The sequence below is a fragment of the Kluyvera sp. CHPC 1.251 genome (genome assembly GCF_036759945.1).
GTDB classification, from domain to species: domain Bacteria; phylum Pseudomonadota; class Gammaproteobacteria; order Enterobacterales; family Enterobacteriaceae; genus Kluyvera; species Kluyvera sichuanensis.
This window is the reverse complement of the sequence record NZ_JAPKIC010000002.1, coordinates 214486-239005: the sequence shown is the minus strand read 5'-3', so window position 1 is coordinate 239005 and position 24520 is coordinate 214486. Positions and strand designations below refer to the sequence as shown.

Here is a 24520-nt window from a genome sequence, read left to right as displayed (position 1 = left end):
TGGTACGCCAGTTAAACGGAAAAGTATGAAAACAATCACGCTGTATGATGTGGCCCGCGTTGCCGGTGTCTCCTACCAGACCGTGTCACGGGTGATAAACCAGGCCGCGCACGTGTCGCCGCGCACGCGGGAAAAGGTACAGGCAGCGATGCAGGAACTGCACTATGTTCCCAATCGCGGTGCGCAACAGTTGGCCGGAAAGGCCACGCGCGCGCTGGGCTTGCTGACCACCGATCTGGCGCTGCATGCGCCTTCGCAAATCGCCTCGGCGGTGAAGCGCCGAGCCGGAGAAGTGGGCTTTTCCGTGCTGATTTCGATGGTGGAAAGCCATGACCGGGAAGCCTGCTTCAACGCTCTGCAGGAGCTTCAGGCGCAGCGCGTCGAAGGGCTGCTGGTGAATGTGCCGCTGGAGCGTGAGGATGCGCAGGCGCTGGCCGCCGCCTCGCCGGTACCGATACTGTTTCTCGACGTAGGACGTGATGCCGAGGTGAATAGCCTCGTGTTTGACGCCGAGCAGGGCGCTCGGCTGGGCGTTGAACATCTGCTCTCGCTGGGGCATCGGCAGATTGCGTTGCTGGCGGGGCCGCAAAGTTCCGTCTCCGCCCGGGCTCGGCTAGCGGGCTGGCAGCATGCGTTACAACAGGCTGCGGTACAGCCGGTTTCCGTGGCCTATGGTGACTGGAGCGCGGCCTCCGGTTATGAAAAAGCGCACCTTTTACTCAGTGAAAAACCCTACCCTGATGCACTGCTGGTGGCCAACGATCAGATGGCATTGGGCGCGCTGCGCGCCTGCGCGGAGAAAGGCATTCGCGTGCCGGGGCAGCTATCGATAGTGGGTTATGACGATACCACCGACAGCGCCTGGTTTACACCGCCGCTGACCACCATCCGCCAGCGCTTCAAAGAAGCCGGGCGGATGAGCGTGGATTGGCTCATTGCGCAGGAAGGTAGCGCATTACCTCTGAGCCAGACTTGCCTGAACGTTGAGCTGATTGCCCGCAGTTCTAGCGCCGAGCGGCAGCCGGAAAGCCTACAGGATGACGATCTGGCGCACTGCTTGCAGGCGCTGGCGACCCGAATAATCAGACGATCGCGCGATTTGTGATCTGACTCGCTTCCTCTCGATCCGATCCTTTACCTCGTGGTGAGATACGTGCACTCTCATTAAAAATTGTGAGCGCTTCGCAACGAGGTTTCCATGCCGCATTCTTCTCTGACGCTGTCTGCTTTACTCTCCCGCCGTGACTGGGAAAATCCCCAGCTTACCCAGTGGCACCGACTGCCCGCCCACGCGCCGTTTAACAGTTGGCGTGAGGCGAGCGCAGCGCGGCTGGATAGCGCATCGACCTCGCGCCTGTCATTGAACGGCAGCTGGCGCTTCAGCTTCTTTTCCGCACCTGAAGCCGTACCGGAGAGGTGGGTTGAGCAGGATCTTCACGATGCTGTCGCTATGCCGGTACCGTCTAACTGGCAAATGCATGGTTTTGATACGCCTATCTACACCAACGTGACCTACCCGATCCCGGTGACGCCGCCGCAGGTGCCCGTTGACAACCCGACGGGCTGCTACTCGTACACCTTTGTCGTAGAAGATGAATGGCTGACGCAGGGACAAACGCGGATTATTTTTGACGGCGTAAACTCGGCATTTCATCTGTGGTGCAATGGTCAGTGGGTGGGCTACTCCCAGGATAGCCGTCTGCCGGCCGAGTTTGACCTGAGTGCGGTGCTGAAACCTGGTGAGAACCGCTTGGCGGTGATGGTGCTGCGCTGGTGCGATGGCAGCTACCTGGAAGATCAGGATATGTGGCGCATGAGCGGTATTTTCCGCGATGTGACGCTGCTGCATAAACCGGCAACGCGTATCGCCGACTATCAGGTTACGCCTCGGCTGTCTGAGCGCTTTACCTTCGGCGAGCTGGATATTCAGGTGACCGTCGAAGGCTCTGCCGCTGCTGCGACCGACGTGGAAGCCGTGCTGTGGTGGGGTGACAACGCCGTTGCCAGCCTGCAACAGGCCGTGGGCATTCCGTTTGTGGATGAACGCGGCGGTTGGGCAGAGCGCCTGAAGGTCACGCTGGCGCTTGAGCAACCCGCATTATGGAGCGCCGAAACGCCAAACCTTTACCGGCTGGTGCTCACGCTGCGTGATGCAGACGGTAAGCCGCTAGAGTCGGAAGCCTGCGATATCGGTTTCCGTCAGGTGGCGATAGAGGGCGGGTTGCTGAAACTGAACGGTAAACCGTTGCTTATCCGCGGCGTTAACCGCCATGAACATCACCCGGAAACCGGGCAGGCGGTGGATGAAGCCACCATGCGCCGCGATATTGAGCTGATGAAGCAGCACAACTTTAATGCCGTACGCTGCTCCCACTATCCGAACCATCCGCTGTGGTACCGCCTGTGCGATCGCTACGGGCTGTACGTGGTGGATGAAGCGAATATTGAAACCCATGGCATGGTGCCGATGAGCCGCCTGGCGGACGACCCGCGCTGGCTACCGGCGATGAGCGAGCGCGTGACACGAATGGTCGCGCGCGACCGTAACCATCCTTCCATTATCATCTGGTCGCTCGGCAACGAATCCGGGCACGGCGCGAACCATGACGCGCTCTACCGCTGGATAAAAACCGCCGATCCGTCACGCCCGGTGCAGTATGAGGGCGGCGGCGCTAATACGGCGGCGACGGATATCGTCTGCCCGATGTACGCTCGCGTCGATGCCGATCAGCCGCACCCGACGGTGCCGAAGTGGAGCATTAAAAAGTGGATTGCGCTGCCGGAAGAGACTCGTCCGCTGATCCTCTGCGAGTACGCTCACGCGATGGGCAACAGCTTTGGCGGTTTTGCGAAATACTGGCAGGCGTTTCGTGACAACCCACGCCTGCAGGGCGGTTTTGTCTGGGACTGGGTTGACCAGGCATTGAGCAAAACCAATGAGCAGGGCGAGCGCTTTTGGGCCTACGGCGGCGATTTTGGCGATACGCCAAACGATCGTCAGTTCTGCATGAACGGCCTGGTGTTCCCGGATCGTACGCCGCACCCAGCGCTGTTTGAGGCGCAAAGGGCACAGCAGTTCTTCCAGTTCAGATTGGTGGGGTGCGCGCCGCTGGAAATAGACGTGAGCAGTGAATTCCTGTTCCGTCACACGGATAACGAACGTCTGCGCTGGTCGATTACCGTTGATGGCAAAACGCTGACGCAGGGCGAGGAAGCGCTTGATATCGCCCCACAGGGGCAGCAACGAATAGTGCTGCCGTTCACCGATAGCGCCGCGCTCAGCGAAAATAGCTGGCTCAACGTTGAGGTATATCAGCCGCAGGCGACCGAGTGGTCGGCAGCCAACCATCTGTGCGCCTGGGATCAGTGGCCGCTGCCGACCGCGCTGTCGCTGCCGGTACAACAAGAGACGGGTACCGCTCCGCAGCTGCACGTTGAGGCGCAGGCGTTTGCGATTGTCCACGGTAGCCAGCGTTGGCAGTTTAGCCGTGAGAGTGGCGATTTGACGCAGTGGTGGCGCAACGACAAACCCGAACTGCTGTCGCCGCTGCGTGATAATTTCACCCGCGCGCCGCTGGATAACGATATCGGCGTGAGCGAAGTGACCCGCATCGACCCGAACGCATGGGTAGAGCGCTGGAAGGCGGCGGGGATGTATGCCATGACGCCGCGGCTGTTACTGTGCCGGGCCGCGTCGCAGGAACAGGGCGTTGAGGTCGAGACGCAGCAGAGTTGGGAGCATCAGGGGAAAATTCTGTTTATCAGCCACAAACGCTGGCGCATTGATGATTGCGGCGTGCTGCATGGCGATGTGACGGTGCAGGTGGCGGAAGATATTCCGCACCCGGCGCGAATTGGCCTGCACTGCCAGCTGGCCACCGTGGAGGAACAGGTGAGCTGGCTGGGGTTGGGGCCGCATGAAAACTATCCAGACCGTCGTCTGGCGGCGCGTCAGGGATTATGGACTCTGCCGCTGTCGGCACTGCATACGCCGTATATCTACCCGACGGAAAATGGGCTGCGCTGCGATACCCGACAGTTGGAATATGGCGCGCACTGTTGGCGCGGTGAGTTCCACTTTGGCCTCAGCCGCTACAGCCAGCGTCAGTTACATGAGACCACCCATCACCATCTGCTGCACGAGGAGCCAGGCTGCTGGCTGAACCTTGATGCCTTCCATATGGGCGTGGGCGGCGATGACTCCTGGAGCCCAAGCGTAGGGCCGGAGTTTTTACTGCCCGCCCGCCGCGTTCGCTACCAGTTTAGCTGGCAGTTAGCCTAAGCCCTGCACACGGCATCAGATCAGTGCGCTGATGCCGTGTCCCATCATGTAAAGCCCCACCAGAATAATCAGCGCGCCGGAGAACCACGGCGCTTTTCGCGATAGCTCCCCAAACCCGCTCCAGCGTTTGCTCACCTGCTTCAGGCCAATGGCGGCAATGGCCCCAGAGGCGACCAGCGTGAGCGCCAGCCCGACGCTAAAGCTCAGCACCAGCGTCGCGCCCAGCGCCACGTGCTTAAGCTGCAGGCAGATAAGCAGAATGGTGATCGAGGCTGGGCAGGGAATGAGCCCGCCGGTCAGACCGAACACCACAATTTGCCCGGTGGTGACTTCCTGGCCTTTGAAACGGCGGTTGATCTCTTCGGCGTGGGCGCGCTGGTGGGCATCCTGCCAGTCGGCCTCTACCAGATCGTGGTGATGATCGTGGTCATGATGATGTTCATGATCGTGGTGGTGGTGATCATGGTCGTGATGATGATCGTGCGCCCCGCGTGACTCGCGCCAGGTACGCCACAGCATCCATAGCGCGATAACAATAATGATTATCCCGGAAAGCAGCTGAAACCACGGCTCGGCGGTTTGTGCATCCCAGCCGCGGCCAAACCGCATCCCGGCCATGGCGATGACCCACACCACCACGGTGTGCGACAGCGTCGCTGCCAGCCCCAGTAATATCGCCTGCTTTAGCGTACCGCGGATCGCCACGATAAACGCTGCCATCATGGTTTTGGAATGGCCTGGCTCCAGGCCGTGCAGCGCCCCAAGCAGAATGGCACCGGGGATAAAGAACCAGGCATTGCCCTGTTGTAAGAGTGTCGTGAAGTCGTTCATCGCGAAGGATCCTTGCAAAAAAGTGAAATCACTATACTCCCACCCAGTATTGTAATACTACCCCCTAGTATAAAAATGCGCAGTCAGAGCCGCGCGTGGTATGCTTGCGCAGGAGTTAAAAACAGGATCCCGGCCATGTCACATACCGTTCGTCATAAGAAGATGTTATTGACGCGTCTGAAGAAAATTCAGGGGCAGAGCGTTGCGCTTGAGAAAATGCTCAATCGCGAGCACGAGTGCGCGGAGGTGCTACAGCAACTGGCGGCGATTCGCGGGGCGGTCAACGGCATGATGCTGCAGGTGATTCAGGGTCATCTGACCGATCACGTGGTCAAAGAGCCCGAAGAGGGTCAGCGCGAAGCCGACCTCGACGTGGTGATGCAGGTGATTAAGTCCTATCTGAAGTAGCGTGCGCCCGCAGGTTGCTTTCCGCCCAGAGAATAAACGCTTCTTTCGGCAGGGCCTTGCTGTAAAGCCAGCCCTGTCCAAACTGCACGCCGTGCTCGCGCAGCCACTTCTCCTGGCAGGTACTCTCAATCCCTTCCGCCACGACGTTAAGCTGTAGGGTTTTCGCCATCTCAATGATGTATGGCGTCACCTGGGCGTATTCCAGCGCATCAACGAAGGATTTATCGAGTTTTAAGGTATCGACCTCAAGGTCCTGCAGGTAGCGCAGGCTGGAGTAGCCGGTACCGAAGTCGTCGATATAGATGGCGTGCCCGGCCTTACGGTAAGCGGTCATCGCCGGCAGCGTGGTTTTCGGGTCGGCAAAACCGCGCTCGGTTAATTCAAGGGCAATTTGCTGCGGCTGCACGTGCCAGATGCGCATCTGCTGGTGCAACAGCGTTTGCAGTACGACAGAGTGGAAATCGGCGACGGAGAGGTTGATGGAGACATGCTGATCCGGATGCAGGCTGAGCCATTTACCGAGATCGCGGAAAACGGATTTCACGACGTTTTCCGTCAGGTTGGTGATGAGCCCGGTTTGCTCGGCAAGTGGAATAAAAATCTCCGGCGACAGGTAGCTGCCGTCCGGCTGCTTCCAGCGTGCCAGTGCTTCACATCCCACCACTTTGCCATCGGTAAGCGACACGATGGGCTGGTAGTAGACGGTAATCGCGGCATTGTTCAGCGCATCAAGCATACGCTGGCGTGGCGACTGCAAACGGCGCAGCACCTGGAAAATCAACCAGCTTGCCAGCAGGCTCATGAGTATACCGACCGGTAACCACAGCATCAGTTGGTGGCGCAGGCGTTCAGACAGCGGCAGAGTCGAAGACCAGGTCATGATCGACACCTGCAGATCGGGATACTGGCGTACCGTATAAACGATATTGTCTTTGGTCAGCGTCTCCAGATGCTGCAGCTGAATCTGCTGCCAGGCCTGCTGGTCCAGGGGCGCGCTGCTGGCGAGAACCCGGCTATTATGGGTGCTGATCAGGGCGACCTGGGTTTTTGAGTTACTGAACGGGATAACGTCGATAAACGAAACGGGGTCGATAATCACCATATGGTGATCGGAAGCGAAGGCGGCCATATAGCGGTGAATACCGAGATCGTTGCGCTCGGTGTACCAGGCGCGATAGCCGGATGGGATAATGCGGTCGGGTTCCGGGAAGGTGAACGGCTTCCCGGCGTTTTCGAGCGAGGAGCACCTGGCTGTCAGCCCATCGAGATAGAGCACTTCCTGAATATAGCGCCACGAGTAAGAGAGGCGCCGCATCTCCTGGAGATGCGTTGGACTACAGCCCGCATCCTTCAGGGTATCCATCTGCCGTAGCGCCCCTTTGGCTTGATCCATCACCTGCTCGGTACGTATGAGGACCCGCGATGCGTAGGTTTCCTGCTCGGTAATAAATTGCCGATGCGCTTCCCGCTGAGCAAGCCAGACGCTCAGCAAAATAGGCAGGAGTATCGCTATAATCAGTACGCCGGTTATCAGACCGATCAGGTGTCGAGTTGTCACTGCCAGTCCTTTTCCGGGGCTAAGTAGTGCAAGTATACCCGACATTTCCTACGCTTATTACGCGAAATCATCCCCCCTGCCAGAATTAGCGCGGATTCAGCGGCGATGCGCCAGCGCGCGAACCAGGCGGTCACCCCCCATTTGCACGCCCTGAACCATCAGGACCAGAATCAGCACCGTGCCAATCATTATCTGGTCGTTAAACCGCTGATAGCCGTAGCGAATCGCTAAATCACCCAGCCCGCCACCACCGATGACCCCCGCCATAGACGAAAAGCCAATCAGCATGACGATAGTCAGTGTGGTGCCTGCCAGCAGCGCCGGGAGCGCTTCGGGCAGCAGCGCTTTGCTTACCACATGCCAGGCGTTACCGCCCATCGACAGCACCGCTTCAATGCGTCCGTAGTCCACCTCATCCAGCGCGCTTTCGGTCAGGCGAGCAAAGAAGGGAAATGCCCCGATGGTAATCGGCACAATGGCCGCCGTGCTGCCGAGCGTGGTGCCAACCAGCAGACGGGTGAAGGGGATAAGGGCAATCAGCAGCACGATAAACGGCAGCGAGCGCCCGGTGTTGATAATCGCCCCGAGCACTGCGTTCAGGCGCGGCATGGGGACAATCCCCTGGCGGCGGGAGAGAAACAGTAACACGCCCAGCGGCAGGCCGATTAAGACGGTAAACAGGGTGGCGAATCCCACCATGTACAGCGTATCCAGCGTGCCGTCGACCAGCAGTGGCCATAAATCTTCCCAGCTCATGCGACTATGCATAGGTGTCTCCCTTCAATGCCGTGACGGGCGAGGAAGCGGCGCTCTTCATCGCCGTCTCCCAGTAAAATGTCCCGCAGGCGTGACCAGGGGGAAGCCAGCAGGTCGGCGATTTTTCCGCTCTCCTGCAATTCCCCGCCTTCCAGCAGCGCCGCGTGATCGCAAAGGTTTTTGACTACTTCAAGCTGATGGGTGATCAGTACAATGGTCAGCCCCAACTGGCGATTTATCGTCTCCAGCAGTGCCAGTACGCTGGCGGTGGTTTCGGCATCCAGTGCGCTGGTGGCCTCATCGCACAACAGCACGTCGGGCTCTGCCGCCAGCGCGCGGGCAATGCCGACGCGCTGCTTTTGCCCGCCGGAAAGCTGGGACGGGAAGGCGTTGGCTTTGTCGCCAAGCCCCACCAGTGCGAGCAGTTCCGTTACGCGCTGTTGACGCTGCGCTTTCGGGATACCGGCAATCTCCAGCGGCACGGCAACGTTGTCGGCTACACTTCGGGCGTGCAACAGATTGAAGTGCTGAAAAATCATGCCGGTGCGCAGACGATGGGCGCGAAGCTGCGCCTTATCGTACTGCACAATATTTTCCCCGTTGAACAGGATACGGCCCGCGCTGGGCCGCTCCAGTAAGTTCAGACAGCGAATCAGGGTGCTTTTACCCGCACCGCTCCGCCCAAGAATGCCATAAATGGCCCCTTTAGGGACGGTAAACGAAACGTCGTTGAGTGCCGGGTGGCCGCTTCCGGCATACTGCTTGCTCAGCCCTTCTATGACGATCATGACTGCGGCGCGCTAACCGGGATCACCGAGCCGTTGTAGTGCTGGCGAATAAATTCTGCCACCTGCGGCGAAGTCAGGTCTTTGGCGAGTTGTTTGATGCGCGGATCGTTTGCCAGCTGCGGGGTTGTGACCAGAATATTGGCGTACGGGTTATGCGTGGGGCTTTCCAACCCCAGCGAATCTTTGGCCGGGTTCAGCCCTGCCTCCAGCGCGTAGTTGCCGTTGATCACCGCCAGGTCGACGTCGTCCAGCGAGCGTGGGATCTGCGGCGATTCCACCTCGAGGATCTTCAGCTTATGCGGGTTTTCGGCGATATCTTTTGGCGTGGCAAGCGTCGTCGCTGGGTCGGTAAACTTCGCCGCCAGCTTAATCAACCCTTTGCTCTGCAGCAGGAACAGCGCGCGGCTCAGGTTGGTGGTGTTATTCGGCACCGCCACGGTTGCGCCTTCGGGCAGCGATTGCAGATCTTTATGTTTATGTGAATAGATGCCCAGCGGCTCGATGTGCACCGTGGCGGCAACGGCAAAGGTTTTGCCCAGCGCCTTTTCCTGGTCTTTCAGGTACGGCACGTGCTGGAAATAGTTGGCATCGACGTCGCCGTTGGCCAACAGTTCGTTGGCGTTAACGCCGCTGGTCAGTTCGACAATTTTCAGATCCAGCTTCGGGTCCTGCTTTTTAATAAAGTTGAGAATTTCCGCGTGCGGTACCGGGTCTGCGGCGATACGCAGCGGTGCGGCAGACGCGCTCCAGGCCAGAGAAAGAGACAGTGCTACCCCTGCCAGTTTGAATGCGGCATGTTTCATGGTGTGTTCCTTGTTTTAAGGGTTATCAGGCAATCAGCTGTTCACTGCGCGCGCGCAGTACGTCACGGTAATAGCGCTCCGCTACGTCCGGATGGGAGCGCAGGCGGCCTTTCAGATAGTTCCAGCCCACGTCGCGCAGCAGCGGATTCAGCGGGTCGCTTTGCGGGCCATTGGCTTCTCGCGCCAGTGATTCAGGCAGGGAGTAAACCGGCACAACGGCATCCAGCTGTGCGCCTAAGAAGAAGGCGATGGAGAGGCGTTGCTTGTTGGCCGGCGGTGAGATCACGCGATGAACGGTGGCGCGCAGGTAGCCGTTGGTTGCCAGTTCAAGCAGCTCGCCAATATTGACCACAAAGCTGCCGGGCAGCGGTTTGGCGTCAATCCACTGGCCGTCGCTGACCTCTACCTGCAGCCCTTGCTGATCGTCCTGCAACAGGAAGCTCAGAAAGCCGGAGTCTTTATGCGCCCCCACGCCCTGGGTGCTGTTTTGCGTCTCCTGCTGGCCGGGGTAGCGGATCAGCTTGATATGTTCGTTGGGCTTTTGGCCGTACAGGGTGTCAAACGCCTCGGGAGGAAGCTGGAGCGCCTCAGCAAAGGCCCGCAGCAGCGTCATCGCCATTTCGGTCATTGATCGCTGCCACTGCAGCAGGACCGGGCGTAAGGTGGGCAGCGCCTCAGGCCACAGGTTAGGGCCCTGCAACTGAAGCCAGCGCGGGTCGTGCTCTCGCAGCGAAACGGCCTGGCGTTCGGCACCGATATCAAACTGTTCCCGCCAGTCCGGCTGGCCGCGCGTTAGCTCGGCGGCGCTGCGGTTATAGCCGCGGAAGTGCGGGGAGTGGATCATCGCCACCTGCTGTTTTTGTTCGTCGGACAGGGCGAAGAAGCGGCGTGATTCCGACTGCAGCGACTGCTGCAGGGCGTCGTTGATACCGTGATCGGTCAGGTAGAAAAAGCCAACGTCGCGGGCGGCGTGGCGAAGCGCCAGCAGAAACTCAGCGCGTTCAGACGGCTGGTGGTAGCGCGCCAGGCTGAGAATGGGCAAGGTGGTCAGACTCATTGAACTCTCCATTTTGCAGATGAATGCCGTAATTTTGGGGTGGTGCAAATGCGGGATGACAACAACAGCGCTGCATGGGATATCTCCGTCGGGTTGATAACGACAGCCTGCCTGATGGCGAAGGGCGCGACCAATAACGTTATTTTCTAATTTATGACGGAGTGGGGGTCTGAGCTTTTGCGAAAATTAGCTAAAGCGCATGGTGGCAGGCGAGGATTAATACGTGTGTTCTACGATTTTATCATTCCCCTTTAATTTGTAGGGTTGCAAAGCCCGGTTTCGCGGCGTATCGTAATTGTTATGTTATAACATATGATATCGAGGGTCAGATGAAAGCCAATATCCATCCCCATTACCGCACCGTGGTGTTTCATGACACCAGTGCCAACGAGTATTTCAAAGTGGGTTCGACCATTAAAACTGACCGGGAGATTGAACTGGAAGGGGTGACATATCCGTATGTCACGATTGATGTGTCGTCCAAATCGCACCCGTACTACACCGGGAAACAGAGAACGGCCTCTACCGAGGGTAGCGTGGCGCGCTTCAGCCAGCGTTTTGGCCGCTTTATTGATGTGAAAAGAGGTTCATGATGCAGGTACTTAACTCATTGCGCAGCGCCAAACAGCGCCACCCGGATTGCCAGATTGTGAAACGCAAAGGGCGACTGTACGTTATCTGCAAGTCAAACCCTCGCTTTAAGGCCGTTCAGGGGCGTAAGAAGCGCCGTTAAACGGACAACTGTCGCAGCGACTCCAGGGAGTGGCGTTGCTTGCCGTCGGCGGTAAAATTGTCGGCGGCAAGCCATTTCTGGAAGGCGGCGTTCAGCACCGACCACTCACCGTCGATAATCGAAAACCAGTCGGTATCGCGGTTATGACCTTTAATCACCAGCGCCTGGCGAAAATGGCCTTCAAACTGGAAGCCTAAGCGCAGCGCGGCCTTGCGTGAGGGTTCGTTGAAGCTGTTGCATTTCCACTCATAGCGGCGATAGCCCAGGGTATCGAACGCATAGCGCATCAGCAGCCATTGGGCTTCCGTAGACGCAGGCGTTCTGCTCAACAGCGGCGAGAAGTGGACGTGGCCGACTTCCATCACCCCGTTATTCGGGTCGATGCGCATTAATGCCAGCGAACCGACCGGCAGATTGGTTTGTCTATCTATAACCGCAAAATGAACCGGATCCTGCAGGTTTTCCACGCTTGCTACCCACTGGCGATATTCCTCTACCGAACTTTCCGGCTCGCGCAGCAGCCACGTCCAGTTACGGGTATCCGTTGCCTGCTGGTGAGCGGCGAACAGCGCATCGGCGTGCAGAAGGCTCAGTGGTTCAAGGCGGCAAAACTGCCCTTCCAGTACCACGCGCTCAGGACGTGGACGTGGCTGCCAGTCCGGTAGGGCATCGCCAATTAACTGACCAAATTGATTAAGCTGACTCATAACCTCTCCTTAGGGAAAATAAACAATACGCTGAGCGTAGGGGTTTACTGGTTCCATAAGAAGTGCCACCAGGTTATCTTTTGATGGTACCACGAGGAGCTGAGATGAATATTCCTGACGATCCCTTTTTTGCCCTGCTTTCCCGCTCACTACAGGCGCGTGGAACAGAGACGCTTCAACGGAGCCTGTATACTGCGCTGAGAGAGGCCATTATGCAGGGGCAACTCCAGGCGCAGAGTTGGCTGCCGGGCTCGCGAGCGATCGCCGAGCGGCTGCAGGTATCGCGTAATACGGTTAATGCGGCGCTGGAGCAACTGGCGATGGAAGGCTACCTGCGGCGAGACCGTCGGGGTTCGCGGGTGGCCGCGCTGCCGCAGCCGGAAAGTCACGAGGCATCGATACCGGCGCCCGTTAAGCTACCGTTACGGTTACAACGGCTGCCGCAGGTCATGCCGCGCGATACGCCACCATTGTTGTTCACCCCCGGCACGCCGGCCATTAACTATTTTCCCTTACCGCTCTGGCGACGATTGCTTGACCGCGTCTTGCGTGAAGAGGGGAGTTCGCTGCTCGGCTATGGCGATGCGGCAGGTGAGTGGCCGTTGCGGGTGGCGATAGCCCGCCATCTTGCGTTATCGCGCGGTATCGACTGCGATGCCCGGCAAATTGTCATCACTGAAGGGGCGCTGGAAGGCGTAAACCTGTGCACGCAACTCCTCAGTGAACCGGGACAAACCGCCTGGGTAGAAGAGCCGGGTTATTTTGGTGCCAAAAGCGCATTCCTGGCGGCGGGGTTAGCGCTGGAAACGGTACCGGTGGATGAAGAAGGGATGCAGATTGCCGTCAATCTGCCACCACCGACGATGATCTTTACCTCCCCCTCTCACCAGTATCCTATTGGCAGCGTGCTCAGTGCGACGCGGCGTCTTGCGCTGCTGGACTATGCACGTCAGCATGGGACGTGGATCGTTGAGGATGACTACGACAGTGAATTTCGCTTCAGCGGCGAACCTATTCCAGCCATGCGCGGAATGGTCGATAACGCCCCAGTGGTCTACCTGGGTACTTTCAGTAAGACGCTGTTCCCGTCGCTGCGTATTGGGTTTATGGTGCTGCCATCGATGCTGGCTGAGGCGGCGCAGCCTGCTATACGTGCGCTTTTGCGCGGTGGACATCGCGCCGAGCAGCGTGCGCTGGCCTGTTTTATTGAAGAGGGTCACTATGCGCGCCATCTGGCGGCGATGCGCCGCCTTTATCGCAAACGACAGGCACAGCTGCACGATGCGTTGGAACAGGAACTCACCGTTCCGCATCAACTGATGGCAGGAGAAGGGGGGCTACATATGACGGTAGCTATTGACGGGATTGATGACGTGGCACTGGTGCATCAGGCGCGACTGCATCAGATGGCGCCAGGTGCGCTCAGCAGCTTTTATCTGAACCGCCAACAGGCGCGTACCGGGCTGGTGCTGGGCTATGGAAATACGTCCGCATCGCAGTTTACGACGGCGATACGGACGCTACAGCGACTTATTGTGCCGCTTCGGCGCGGGCAAGGGTGAAGACATCGTAAAACGAGAGTTCGCCCTTGGTGGAGACCATTTTCTGTAGCTGAGCCTTCGCCTGGCCGTCCACGCGGGCGGAGTTCAGGATCCGCTCGATAAGCTGTTTGGGGACAAAGCGGGTGTTGTACCACTCACCGTTGTAGCAGACACGGAAATCCAGGACGTCGATATCTTCATAGCGGTAGCGCGGATAGACGTCGAAAAAGAAGAAGCCGTTCAGCAGCGCAAACAGCAGCCACAGCAGCCAGACGGTATCGGCCAGGGTTTCAGAGCGCATCATCACCACGAGCGTCGCGAAGAACGCAAGGTACATGGCGATGAATAGGCCTGGGTGGTTACGGATAAAGCTAATACTAAAGCGCGGCCGGTTGTCGCGCTTTTCAGTCGCGTTTAGTTCATCAATGGTTTGCGTGAGTAATCGCTGGATCTCTGACATCTTTTGCTCGGCAACGAAGGGCGGAATAGCCTATTGTATGTTGCGTCAATCAATACAGAAAGTAACAGATCGGTTGCAAAAAAGCATAACAGTCCGCGTCTGTTATCAGGCCAGCATTTTGATGACGTTAGCGGGGTTACCACCGACGACGGCGTTTGCCGGTACATCTTTAACCACAACCGCACCGGAAGCAATAACCGCGTTATCACCGATGGTCACGCCGGGATTAATCACCGCTCGCCCGCCAATCCACACGTTATGACCAATAGTCACCGGTTTGCCATATTCAATGCCGCTGTTGCGCTCAGCCGCATCAAGCGGATGGGTGGCGGTGTAGATATGAACGCCGGGCGCCAGCATGCAGTTATCGCCGATATAAATAGGGCAGACATCGAGCATCACGCAGTCGAAATTCGCGTAGAAGTTGGTACCGAGATGGATATTGTAGCCGTAGTCGCAGCGGAATGTCGGTTCAATATAGGCATCGTGGGCTTTGCCTAATAACTCTGTCAACAACGCTGCCCGTTCGGATTTCTCGTCCGGCTCGGTATGATTATACCGATGGATAAGGTGCCGGGCGCGTAGCCGGTCCATTCTCAGCGTGTCATCAGCCGGGCGATAATATTCACCCGCAATCATCTTACGTTTTTCTTCACTCATAGGGCCTCCAGTACGGGAAGCCATCACCATAAAAGGCGAACAGAGATTTGGGAACGTTCCCGATTCATCGATGTGATGCAAATCACAGAGATTCGACAAAATACACGGAGTGGGGTACGTGCCTGTAAATGAATAAAAATTAACGAATATACTTCCAGACGGTTGAAGGAATTTTGTCGTACAGTTTATTCATGGTCAATTCAGCCAGACGATGATCGGCCGCTGAGTAAAATACCGCCAGTTCGTTATCAGACAGTTCATATTTATTTTTTTCAATGACACGTTCTAACGTATCAATTGACTGACAGCGTCGTAGGCGCATCAAATAATCAGTTTTAGTTAGTGGTTTATCAGACATAATTCACCCATTGATTGTAATAATTTTAACAAGAGAGGCTAACAGGGTTAGCTCGGCTAGCGTTGACGAAACAGCGGAAAAGTTTGTTCCCTGACTTACGCCATTTTTGCAGGTCGCTGCTATTAATGCCGTAGTTACCGAACAACATGAAAGTATCATCCAGATATTCGTCGATCTGCGCAATCAGTTTATTATCTTCGTCGTACTTAATTTTATAATTAAGTGCAAACGTTGCAATATGTTCAATCAGCTCATTAAGCTGCAGGTTAACCGCCGAGGTAGGGTCATTCACCCAACCATGGTTGCTCTCTTCAAGCGTGACAAGACAGTCATGATACAGGGTTTCGCAAAGAAACTTAAGCTGTGCGATATCGTGTCTTTTTGGTGAGTATTCGTCCATAACGCATCCCCCTGATTGCAGTTCAAACAACGAGTAACAAATACCGGTGTGGGATGGGTACTACTGGTTAACCTGAAACATGTGCGTGTTCCCGATCTGCAGTAACTATAATCTACTCCGCAAAAGATTTCACCGAGCTATTACGAAAAATTACAATTAAGTCTCAAATGGTTAGTTTTTTTATAAACAATGACCGGGCAGGGCGGGCATTGACCCCGCTTTATCATACTTTCGCATGATAAAGAGAACATTCATGGACTTAGACCGCGGGTGCTGCGATGTCGTTCGATTAAATATTATAGGATTATTCTTAATTCGTTTCTATCGCCGGGGTTACTACAGATTATTCAAAATGAATTAAAGACAAATCTCAATAAAGCGAGATAGGAGAGGGGACTATATTTTAATATATAGGCTAACCACAATATCTATTTTTTTATGATTGATTGAAAAATAGACACCAGGGCTGCCAGCGTAGCGATAAAAAAAAGGGCCGCAATAGCGGCCCTTTCGATAGCATAGTTTTAGTGATGCTCTACCTTATGGCTGTGCTCGAGGTCTTCGTTTTTACGGCTGAAACGACGACGTACAACCACGAAGAACACCGGTACGAAGAAGATGGCCAGAACGGTTGCTGTTACCATCCCACCCATTACGCCGGTACCAACGGCGTTCTGCGCACCGGAGCCTGCGCCGGAGCTGATAACCAGCGGCATTACGCCGAGGATAAACGCCAGCGAGGTCATCAGGATTGGACGCAGACGCATACGAACGGCTTCCAGCGTCGCTTCAATCAGCCCTTTGCCTTCTTTGTCCATCAGGTCCTTGGCGAATTCAACGATTAATATCGCGTTCTTCGCCGACAGGCCAATGGTGGTCAACAGGCCCACCTGGAAGTAAACGTCGTTAGTTAACCCGCGAAGCGTGGCTGCCAACAGCGCACCAACAACCCCCAGTGGAACAACCAGCATAACCGAGAACGGAATAGACCAGCTCTCATACAACGCTGCCAGACACAGGAAGACGACAATCAGCGAGATGGCGTACAGGGCAGGGGCCTGGTTACCGGACAGACGTTCCTGATAGGACATCCCCGTCCAGTCGTAGCCGATACCCGCAGGCAGTTTGCCCGCCAGCTCTTCCATCATGTTCATGGCTTCACCGGTACTCTTACCTTCAGCCGCCTGACCCAGAATTTCCATGGATGGCAGACCGTTGTAACGTTCCAGACGCGGTGAACCGTATTCCCAACGTGAAGTAGAGAAGGCGGAGAAAGGCACCATCTGACCATCGCTGCCGCGAACGTACCATTTGCCAATATCTTCCGGCAGCATACGGTATTTCGCTTCGGACATCAGGTACACCTTCTTCACACGACCGCGGTCGATGAAGTCGTTGACGTAGCTACCGCCCCAGGCTGTGCCGAGAGTGGTATTGATGTCGCTGATGGAAACGCCCAGCGCCTGCGCTTTTTCCTGATCGATATCGATCTTGAACTGCGGCGTATCTTCCAGGCCGTTAGGACGCACGCCGGTCAGCACGTCAGGGTGCTGGGCAATCATCCCGAACAGCTGGTTACGCGCCTGGGTCAGTTTTTCGTGGCCCAGACCCGCCTGGTCGATCAGCTGGAAGTCGAAGCCGGTAGCAGTACCCAGTTCCACGATAGCTGGCAGGTTAAAGGCGAACACCATCGCATCTTTAATCGTCGAGAAGTAGCCCATCGCACGACCGGTAATCGCTTCAACTTTGTTCTCAGCGCCCGGACGTTCACTCCAGTCTTTCAGCGACACGAAGGCGATACCGGTGTTCTGGCCACGACCCGCGAAGCCGAAGCCGTTTACGGCAAAGACGGATTCAACGTTGTTCTTCTCTTTGGTGAGATAGTAGTTGGTCATCTCATCCAGCACTTTCTGCGTACGTTCCTGGGTCGCACCGGCAGGCAGCTGCGCCATGCTCAGGAATACGCCCTGGTCTTCGTCCGGTAAGAAGGAGCTTGGCAGACGCACGAACAGGTATGCCATGCCAACAACGATGATCAGATACAGCAGCAGGTAACGACCGGTGCTGCGCAGAATGTTGCCTACGCTATCGGTGTAATGGTGCGTGCTCTTCTCGAACATGTTGTTGAACCAACCGAAGAAGCCCTTGGTAGAACCGTGGCTGCCTTTGGCAATTGGCTTCAGCATCGTGGCACACAGCGCTGGCGTCAGGATCAACGCCACCAGTACCGACAGCGCCATCGCGGAAACGATGGTGATGGAGAACTGGCGATAGATTGCCCCGGTGGAACCACCGAAGAAGGCCATCGGGATAAATACCGCTGACAGCACCATCGCGATACCCACCAGTGCGCCCTGAATCTGGCCCATGGATTTACGCGTTGCTTCTTTCGGCGGCAGCCCCTCTTCGGCCATCACACGCTCAACGTTCTCGACCACCACGATGGCGTCATCCACCAGAAGGCCGATGGCGAGCACCATCCCGAACATTGTTAGGGTGTTTATCGAGAAGCCAAACGCGGCAAGTACCGCAAAGGTCCCGAGCAGTACCACCGGCACCGCGATAGTTGGGATCAGCGTCGCACGGAAGTTCTGCAGGAACAGATACATCACCAGGAACACCAGGATGATCGCTTCGACCAGCGTTTTCACCACTTCGTGAATCGAGATCTTAACGAACGGGGTGGTGTCGTATGGGTAAACGATTTTCAGGCCTGACGGGAAGAACGGCTCCATTTTCGCCAGTTCAGCGCGAATCGCGTTCGCGGTGTCCAGGGCGTTTGCGCCGGTCGCCAGTTTAATACCCAGACCGGAAGCCGGCTGGCCGTTAAACTTCGCCACCACGTCATAGCTTTCGCCGCCGAGCTCAATTTTCGCCACGTCGCGCAGGCGTACCTGCGAACCGTCCTGATTAACCTTCAGCAGAATGTTGCCAAACTCTTCGGTGTTAGTCAGACGCGTCTGTGCCACGATAGAGGCGTTCAACTGCTGGCCTTTCACCGGTGGCGTACCACCTAATTGGCCTGCTGCCACCTGGGCGTTCTGCGCTTTCAGCGCGGCGATAACATCCACTGGTGTCAACTGGAAGTTATTCAGTTTGTTCGGGTCCATCCAGATACGCATCGCGTACTGGGAACCGAACAGCTGAACGTCGCCCACGCCGCTAGTACGGCTGATGGCGTCCTTCATGTTGGCCGCAACGTAGTCGGAAATATCGTCCTGGTTCATGGTGCCGTTGGTGTTGATAACACCAACAACCATCAGGAAGCTGCTGGAGGCTTTTTCAACGCTGATACCCTGCTGCTGAACTTCCTGCGGCAGAAGCGGCGTCGCCAGAGCGAGCTTGTTCTGTACCTGTACCTGAGCGATGTCCGGATCGGTACCGGATTCGAAGGTCAGGGTAATGGTTGCGGTACCGGTGGAGTCGCCGTTGGAGGACATGTACATCAGGTGATCGATACCGTTCATGTTCTGTTCGATAACCTGAGTGACAGTGTTCTGCACCGTTTCGGCGTCAGCACCGGGATACATGGCCGTGATCGAAATCGCAGGCGGCGCAATCGTTGGATATTGCGCGACCGGCAATTTGAGGATCGATAGCCCCCCAGCCAGCATGATAATAATGGCGATCACCCACGCAAATATGGGGCGATCGATAAAGAAATTAGGCATGTCTTAACGGCTCCTGTTTAAGTTAAGACTTGGTTTGTTCTGACTGAGCGGCGCCTGCGGCAGCTTGCTGTTTATCGTCAGAAGTGACTTCCTGGGCTTTCACCTGCACGCCCGGTTTCACTTTTTGCAGACCGCTGATAATCACGCGATCGCCGTCTTTCAAACCACCCGTCACCAGCCATTTGTCGCCAATCGCCTGGCTTGCAACGATCTGACGAACTTCGACTTTATCGCCTTCACCCACAACCATGGCGCTCGCGTCGCCACGCGGCGTACGAGTCACACCCTGCTGAGGAACCAGCAGCGCGGTTGGGTTGGTCCCTTCTTCCAGACGTGCGCGAACAAACATGCCCGGCAGCAGCGTATGGTCAGGGTTAGGGAAGATGGCGCGCAGCGTGATAGAACCGGTGGTCTGGTCAACGGTGACATCAGAGAATTCTAACGTCCCGCTCTGCGGATATTTGATGCCATCGTTGGTCACCAGGTCCACTTTCGCTTTACCGTTTTCCTGTTTCAGTTTGCCGTCTGCCAGCTCCTGCTTCAGACGCAGGAAATCATTGCTGGACTGGGTAACATCAACGTAGATCGGATCGAGCTGCTGAACGGTAGCCAGTGCGGTTGCTTGACCGTTCTGAACCAGCGCGCCTTCGGTGACCGACGATTTACCAATGCGACCGCTGATAGGCGAAGTCACTTTGGTGTAGGCCAGGTTGATACGCGCGGTTTCTACAGCAGCTTTTGCGGCCAGAACGGCGGCGTTAGCCTGCTGGGCATCCGCAACGGCAGTATCGTAATCCTGACGACTGATGTACTGAGTACCCAGCAGTTTGGAGTAACGATTGACGGTCAGTTTGGCGATATTGGCAGCCGCTTCCGCTTTCGCTAAGTCACCTTTCGCGCTTTCATAGGATGCCTGATAGGTTGCCGGATCAATCTGATAGAGCGACTCGCCCGCCTTGATGTCGCCACCTTCGATAAAGTTGCGCTTCAGAATAATCCCGCTGACCTGCGGGCGAACTTCTGCGACACGATAGGCGTTGGTGCGGCCTGGCAGTTCCGTCGTGATTACAAGAGGTTCAGATTTGAGCGTCACCACGCCCACTTCTGGCATGTGTTGCGCTCCTTGCTGAGCTGGTTTGTCGTCACATCCTGTTAGCGCTAAGCTGCCTGAGAGCATCAGAACGACCGCCAGAGGCGTTAACCCTCTGTTTTTGTTCATATGTAAACCTCGAGTGTCCGATTTCAAATTGATCAATGGAACAAGCGTCCACAAACCCATTGCTGCGTTTGTATTATCGTCATACTATGGTACATACATTCATAAATGTATGTAAATCTAACCCCTGCAAATTCACCGACCTATGGCACGAAAAACCAAAGAAGAAGCGCTGGCTACGCGTCAGCACATACTGGATGTCGCCCTACGGTTGTTCTCACAGCAGGGGGTATCATCCACCTCACTCGCCGAGATTGCAAAAGCGGCAGGGGTGACGCGCGGCGCAATTTACTGGCATTTTAAGGATAAGTCGGATCTCTTTAATGAAATCTGGGCGTTATCAGAGTCCAGCATCGGCGATCTTGAAATTGAGTATCGGGCAAAATTCCCCGGTGATCCACTCTCAGTTTTGAGAGAAATCTTAGTTTATATTCTAGTTGCCACGGTTATCGAAGAGCGCCGACGATTGATGATGGAAATCATTTTTCACAAATGTGAGTTTGTCGGTGAAATGGCCGTAGTGCAACAGGCCCAGCGTAATTTATGTTTAGAAAGTTACGATCGGATTGAACAGACGTTAAATGACTGTGTCACTGCGAAGGTTTTACCGGCAAATTTGTTAAGTCGCCGGGCGGCGATTTTAACCCGCAGCTATATCTCAGGGTTAATGGAAAACTGGCTGTTTGCCCCGACCTCCTTTGATCTGAGGGCCGAGGCTGAGTCCTACGTGGCTATCCTGCTTGAGATGTATCAATTTTGTCCAACGCTACGCGACGAAAAAGACCTCCCTTGTTCTAAGGATTACCAGGAATAATCCTGGCTGCCCCGGCTATTCGCCTGTAGCCAGAAGTGCTATTCTGCGCCGATATTTATCTCCGGCATGCCGCCGGCTTTAGCCACCACACATGTTAAGATTATGCTGCATAACATCCGCCCTCGGGCCACGATCTCTGCATTTCTCATTATTGCTGTCTGTTTTGTGCTATCTATCGCCGCGGTACAGGCCCGTGCGCTGAACGGCACCGATATTCCTGACCGTTCTGACGTCCAGGATCAGCTTAACGCGCTGAACAATAAAAAAGACCTGACCCCTCAGGAAAAGCTGGTTCAGCAGGATCTGACGGAAACGCTGCAGCTGCTCGATAAAATCGACAGCGTTAAGGCGGAAAGTACCCAGCTACAAAAACAGATTGATCAGGCGCCCATTAAGCTGCGCCAGGCCACCGACAATCTGAATGACATCAGCGATGTCGATAACGATGATGAGACGCGTAAAACGCTGAGCACCCTGTCGCTGCGCCAGCTTGAAGCTCGCGTGTCCCAAGCGGTGGACGATTTACAGAACGCGCAAAACGACCTGGCCACCTACAACAGCCAGCTCGTCTCTCTGCAAACCCAGCCTGAACGCGTACAGAACGCGATGAACTCCGCCTCCCAACAGCTGCTGCAGGTGCGTAACAGCCTGAATGGCAACACCGTCGGCGATGGTCTGCGCCCTACCCAGCAGACGATGCTGCAGGTGCAAAAAACGCTGCTTGACGCGGAGATTGAGCTTCAGCGTAAGAGCCTGGCTGGCAATACGGTATTGCAGGACTCCCTGCAGAAGCAGCGCGACTACGTGACCGCCTACAGTACCCGCCTCGAGCATCAGCTTCAGCTGTTGCAGGAAGCAGTCAACAGTAAGCGTCTGATGCTGTCGGAAAAAACCGCCGCCGAGAACGCTACACCCGAAGAGACCGCCCGTATCCAGGGCAACCCACTGGTAAAGCAAGAGCTCGAAATCAACCATCAACTGAGCCAGAAACTGATTACCGCAACCGAAAGCGGCAACCAGCTGGTTCAGCAGAATATTAAGGTAAAAACCTGGCTCGACCGCGCGCTGCAGTCCGAACGTAACGTCAAAGAGCAGATTGCGGTGCTGAAGGGCAGCCTGCTGCTCTCCCGTATTCTTTATCAGCAGCAGCAGACGTTACCGTCGGCGGATGAGCTGGAGGACATGACCACCCGTATCGCCGACCTGCGTCTTGAGCAGTTCGAGATTAACCAGCAGCGCGACACTCTGTTCCAGAGCGATGATTTTGTTGCCAAACTGGAAGAGGGGCACAGTAACGAAGTCGACAGCGAAGTGCATGATGCGCTGCTGCAAATCGTCGACGCGCGCCGCGAAATGCTGGACCTGATCAACAAACAATTGGGTAACCAGTTGATGATGGCTATCAACCTGCAGGTTAACCAGCAGCAGTTGATGAGCGTCTCCAAAAGCCTGAAATCGATTCTGACCCAGCAAATCTTTTGGGTGAACAGCAACCGCCCAATGGACTGGGACTGGATTAAATCGTTCCCTGAAGCGCTGAAGAGCCAGTTCAAATCGATGAAAATCACCGTGAACTGGGAGAAAGCGTGGCCTGCCGTGTTCATTGCTTTCCTCGCCGGGCTTCCGCTGCTGCTGATTGCCGGGCTGATTCGCTGGCGACTACAGTGGCTGCGCAGCTATCAGGATAAGCTCGGCGATCAGGTGGGCAATCTGCGTAATGACAGCCAACTGCATACGCCGAAGGCGATTCTCATCGATCTCATCCGTGCGCTGCCGGTGGTGCTGATCATTCTGGCGATAGGCCTGATTCTGCTGACCATGCAGCTCAATATCAGCGCGCTGCTGTGGGCATTCAGTAAAAAACTGGCGATTTACTGGCTGGTCTTCGGCCTGTGCTGGAAAGTGCTGGAGAAAAACGGTGTTGCCGTCCGCCACTTCAATATGCCGGAACAGCTTACCAGCCACTGGCGTCGCCAGATTGTGCGCATCAGCATCGCGCTGCTGCCGCTGCACTTCTGGTCGGTGGTGTCGGAACTCTCCCCGCTCAACCTGATGGATGACGTGCTGGGGCAGTTTGTTATTCTGTTAAACCTGTTAGTGATTGCGGTGCTGACGTGGCCGATGTGTCGCGAAAGCTGGCGTGATAAAGAGTCGCACAGCCTGCGACTGCTGACGGTGACGGTGCTGTCGCTGGTGCCGGTGGGGCTGATGGTGCTCACCGCGACCGGTTACTTCTATACCACACTGCGTCTTTCCGGCCGCTGGATTGAAACGGTCTATCTGGTTATTTTCTGGAACCTGCTGTACCAGACGGTACTGCGCGGTTTGAGCGTGGCCGCCCGCCGCATTGCCTATCGCCGAGCGGTTGCCCGTCGCCAGAATCTGGTGAAAGAGGGGGCCGAAGGGGCCGAACCGCAGGAAGAACCGACGATTGCGCTGGAGCAGATTAACCAGCAGACGCTGCGTATTACCATGCTGGTGATGGTCGCGCTGTTTGGCCTGATGTTCTGGGCTATCTGGTCTGATTTAATCACCGTATTCAGCTACCTCGACAGCATTACGCTCTGGCATTACACCGGCACCGAAGCGGGGGCCAGCGTGGTGAAAGACGTCACTATGGGCAGCCTGCTGTTTGCCATTATTGCCTCGATGGTGGCCTGGGCGCTGATCCGCAACCTGCCGGGTCTGCTGGAAGTGCTGGTGCTCTCAAGGCTCAATATGCGCCAGGGGGCCTCGTATGCCATCACCACCGTGCTGAACTATGCCATTATCGCCGTCGGGGCGATGACCGTGTTTGGTTCGCTCGGGGTATCGTGGGATAAACTGCAGTGGCTTGCCGCCGCGCTGTCGGTTGGTCTGGGCTTTGGCTTACAGGAAATTTTCGGTAACTTCGTCTCTGGCCTGATTATTCTGTTCGAACGTCCGGTGCGTATTGGCGATACGGTGACCATTGGCACTTTCTCGGGGACGGTCAGCAAGATCCGTATCCGTGCAACCACCATCACCGACTTTGACCGCAAAGAGGTGATCATCCCAAACAAAGCGTTCGTTACCGAGCGACTGATCAACTGGTCATTGAGTGATACCACCACCCGCGTGGTGATCCGCCTCGGTGTGGCCTATGGCTCCGATCTCGACAAGGTGAAAAAGGTGCTGCTGCAGGCGGCGACCAGCCACCCGAAAGTGATGCACGATCCGGAACCGTCGGTCTTCTTCACCACCTTCGGTGCCAGCACGCTGGATCACGAGCTGCGTTTGTATGTGCGCGAACTGCGTGATCGTAGCTATACCGTGGATGAATTGAACCGGACTATCGATCGCCTGTGCCGTGAAAACGACATCAATATCGCCTTCAACCAGCTCGAAGTGCATCTGCACAATGAGAAAGGGGATGTGGTGACGGAAGTGAAACGTGACGGTAAAACCGACGGCCAGGATTTGGTCGCGGATTAAGCGTAAAAAGGGCGGCGCAAGCCG

Annotated in this window: 21 protein-coding genes; 8 read left to right on the top strand and 13 right to left on the bottom strand. The window is 56.1% G+C overall.

Annotation, left to right across the window (positions count from 1 at the left end):
• Positions 1 to 25 precede the first annotated feature (25 nt).
• Positions 26 to 1105 carry a LacI family DNA-binding transcriptional regulator gene (locus V6940_RS05545; RefSeq protein WP_333495144.1) on the top strand — a complete coding sequence of 360 codons (1080 nt, stop codon included), beginning with the start codon at positions 26 to 28 and terminating at the stop codon, positions 1103 to 1105.
• A gap of 93 nt (positions 1106 to 1198) precedes the next feature.
• A complete protein-coding gene (locus V6940_RS05540) occupies positions 1199 to 4282 on the top strand; it encodes a beta-galactosidase (protein ID WP_333495143.1) in 3084 nt (1027 codons plus the stop codon).
• A 15-nt stretch (positions 4283 to 4297) separates the two neighbouring features.
• Here V6940_RS05540 and V6940_RS05535 read toward each other — a convergent pair whose 3' ends face one another.
• Positions 4298 to 5113: a nickel/cobalt efflux protein RcnA gene (locus V6940_RS05535; RefSeq protein WP_333495142.1), complete on the bottom strand. Its 816-nt coding sequence runs from the start codon at positions 5111 to 5113 to the stop codon at positions 4298 to 4300.
• A 135-nt stretch (positions 5114 to 5248) separates the two neighbouring features.
• Here V6940_RS05535 and V6940_RS05530 point away from each other — a divergent pair, with 135 nt between their 5' ends.
• Positions 5249 to 5521: a metal-sensing transcriptional repressor gene (locus V6940_RS05530; RefSeq protein ID WP_333495141.1), complete on the top strand. Its 273-nt coding sequence runs from the start codon at positions 5249 to 5251 to the stop codon at positions 5519 to 5521.
• On the opposite strand, the gene V6940_RS05525 is transcribed toward V6940_RS05530, so the two are convergent.
• The 5 genes from V6940_RS05525 to V6940_RS05505 all read right to left on the bottom strand — a co-directional run bounded on the left by V6940_RS05525 (position 5502) and on the right by V6940_RS05505 (position 10483).
• Entirely contained in the window at positions 5502 to 7079 is a 1578-nt protein-coding gene (locus tag V6940_RS05525) for an EAL domain-containing protein (protein WP_333495140.1), read from the bottom strand. The genes V6940_RS05530 and V6940_RS05525 overlap by 20 nt on opposite strands.
• A gap of 96 nt (positions 7080 to 7175) precedes the next feature.
• Positions 7176 to 7835 carry a methionine ABC transporter permease gene (locus tag V6940_RS05520; protein ID WP_333495321.1) on the bottom strand — a complete coding sequence of 220 codons (660 nt, stop codon included), beginning with the start codon at positions 7833 to 7835 and terminating at the stop codon, positions 7176 to 7178.
• Positions 7832 to 8623 carry a methionine ABC transporter ATP-binding protein gene (locus V6940_RS05515; protein WP_333495139.1) on the bottom strand — a complete coding sequence of 264 codons (792 nt, stop codon included), beginning with the start codon at positions 8621 to 8623 and terminating at the stop codon, positions 7832 to 7834. The genes V6940_RS05520 and V6940_RS05515 overlap by 4 nt, the downstream gene beginning before the upstream one ends.
• Complete coding sequence (locus V6940_RS05510) at positions 8620 to 9426, bottom strand: MetQ/NlpA family ABC transporter substrate-binding protein (protein ID WP_333495138.1); 807 nt, start codon at positions 9424 to 9426, stop codon at positions 8620 to 8622. Before V6940_RS05510 ends, V6940_RS05515 begins: the two co-directional genes overlap by 4 nt.
• 25 nt (positions 9427 to 9451) lie before the next feature.
• Positions 9452 to 10483, bottom strand: a complete 1032-nt coding sequence (locus V6940_RS05505) for an isopenicillin N synthase family dioxygenase (protein ID WP_333495137.1) — start codon at positions 10481 to 10483, stop codon at positions 9452 to 9454.
• Positions 10484 to 10812: 329 nt separating this feature from the next.
• Between V6940_RS05505 and V6940_RS05500 the strand changes: the two genes are divergently transcribed.
• Both V6940_RS05500 and ykgO read left to right on the top strand, forming a co-directional pair.
• The gene (locus tag V6940_RS05500) at positions 10813 to 11076 is read left to right on the top strand and encodes a type B 50S ribosomal protein L31 (RefSeq protein WP_035891863.1); all 264 of its coding nucleotides are present in this window, start codon (positions 10813 to 10815) and stop codon (positions 11074 to 11076) included.
• The gene (gene ykgO / locus V6940_RS05495; protein ID WP_003859006.1) at positions 11076 to 11216 is read left to right on the top strand and encodes a type B 50S ribosomal protein L36; all 141 of its coding nucleotides are present in this window, start codon (positions 11076 to 11078) and stop codon (positions 11214 to 11216) included. Before V6940_RS05500 ends, ykgO begins: the two co-directional genes overlap by 1 nt.
• Here ykgO and V6940_RS05490 read toward each other — a convergent pair.
• Positions 11213 to 11923: a GNAT family N-acetyltransferase gene (locus V6940_RS05490; protein WP_333495136.1), complete on the bottom strand. Its 711-nt coding sequence runs from the start codon at positions 11921 to 11923 to the stop codon at positions 11213 to 11215. The two genes, ykgO and V6940_RS05490, sit on opposite strands and share 4 nt — an antisense overlap.
• A 104-nt stretch (positions 11924 to 12027) precedes the next feature.
• On the opposite strand from V6940_RS05490, the gene pdxR reads away from it, so the two are divergent.
• Positions 12028 to 13485 carry a MocR-like pyridoxine biosynthesis transcription factor PdxR gene (gene pdxR / locus V6940_RS05485; protein ID WP_333495135.1) on the top strand — a complete coding sequence of 486 codons (1458 nt, stop codon included), beginning with the start codon at positions 12028 to 12030 and terminating at the stop codon, positions 13483 to 13485.
• On the opposite strand, the gene V6940_RS05480 is transcribed toward pdxR, so the two are convergent.
• The 6 genes from V6940_RS05480 to acrA form a co-directional block, all read right to left on the bottom strand.
• Positions 13454 to 13924, bottom strand: a complete 471-nt coding sequence (locus V6940_RS05480; RefSeq protein ID WP_333495134.1) for a YlaC family protein — start codon at positions 13922 to 13924, stop codon at positions 13454 to 13456. The genes pdxR and V6940_RS05480 overlap by 32 nt on opposite strands.
• 105 nt (positions 13925 to 14029) lie before the next feature.
• A complete protein-coding gene (gene maa / locus V6940_RS05475; RefSeq protein ID WP_333495133.1) occupies positions 14030 to 14584 on the bottom strand; it encodes a maltose O-acetyltransferase in 555 nt (184 codons plus the stop codon).
• A gap of 139 nt (positions 14585 to 14723) precedes the next feature.
• Positions 14724 to 14942: an HHA domain-containing protein gene (locus V6940_RS05470; protein WP_064547995.1), complete on the bottom strand. Its 219-nt coding sequence runs from the start codon at positions 14940 to 14942 to the stop codon at positions 14724 to 14726.
• 25 nt (positions 14943 to 14967) lie between these two features.
• Positions 14968 to 15342 (bottom strand): Hha toxicity modulator TomB, encoded by a 375-nt coding sequence (tomB, locus tag V6940_RS05465; RefSeq protein ID WP_185667108.1) that lies wholly within the window; start codon positions 15340 to 15342, stop codon positions 14968 to 14970.
• 524 nt (positions 15343 to 15866) lie between these two features.
• The gene (acrB, locus tag V6940_RS05460) at positions 15867 to 19013 is read right to left on the bottom strand and encodes a multidrug efflux RND transporter permease subunit AcrB (protein WP_333495132.1); all 3147 of its coding nucleotides are present in this window, start codon (positions 19011 to 19013) and stop codon (positions 15867 to 15869) included.
• Between the two features lie 22 nt (positions 19014 to 19035).
• On the bottom strand, positions 19036 to 20232 hold the full coding sequence (gene acrA / locus V6940_RS05455; RefSeq protein ID WP_220438620.1) for a multidrug efflux RND transporter periplasmic adaptor subunit AcrA: 1197 nt from the start codon (positions 20230 to 20232) through the stop codon (positions 19036 to 19038).
• Positions 20233 to 20374: 142 nt separating this feature from the next.
• Between acrA and acrR the strand changes: the two genes are divergently transcribed.
• Positions 20375 to 21043 (top strand): multidrug efflux transporter transcriptional repressor AcrR, encoded by a 669-nt coding sequence (acrR, locus tag V6940_RS05450; RefSeq protein WP_185667105.1) that lies wholly within the window; start codon positions 20375 to 20377, stop codon positions 21041 to 21043.
• 102 nt (positions 21044 to 21145) lie between these two features.
• Positions 21146 to 24496 carry a mechanosensitive channel MscK gene (gene mscK / locus V6940_RS05445; protein WP_333495131.1) on the top strand — a complete coding sequence of 1117 codons (3351 nt, stop codon included), beginning with the start codon at positions 21146 to 21148 and terminating at the stop codon, positions 24494 to 24496.
• Positions 24497 to 24520 lie beyond the last annotated feature (24 nt).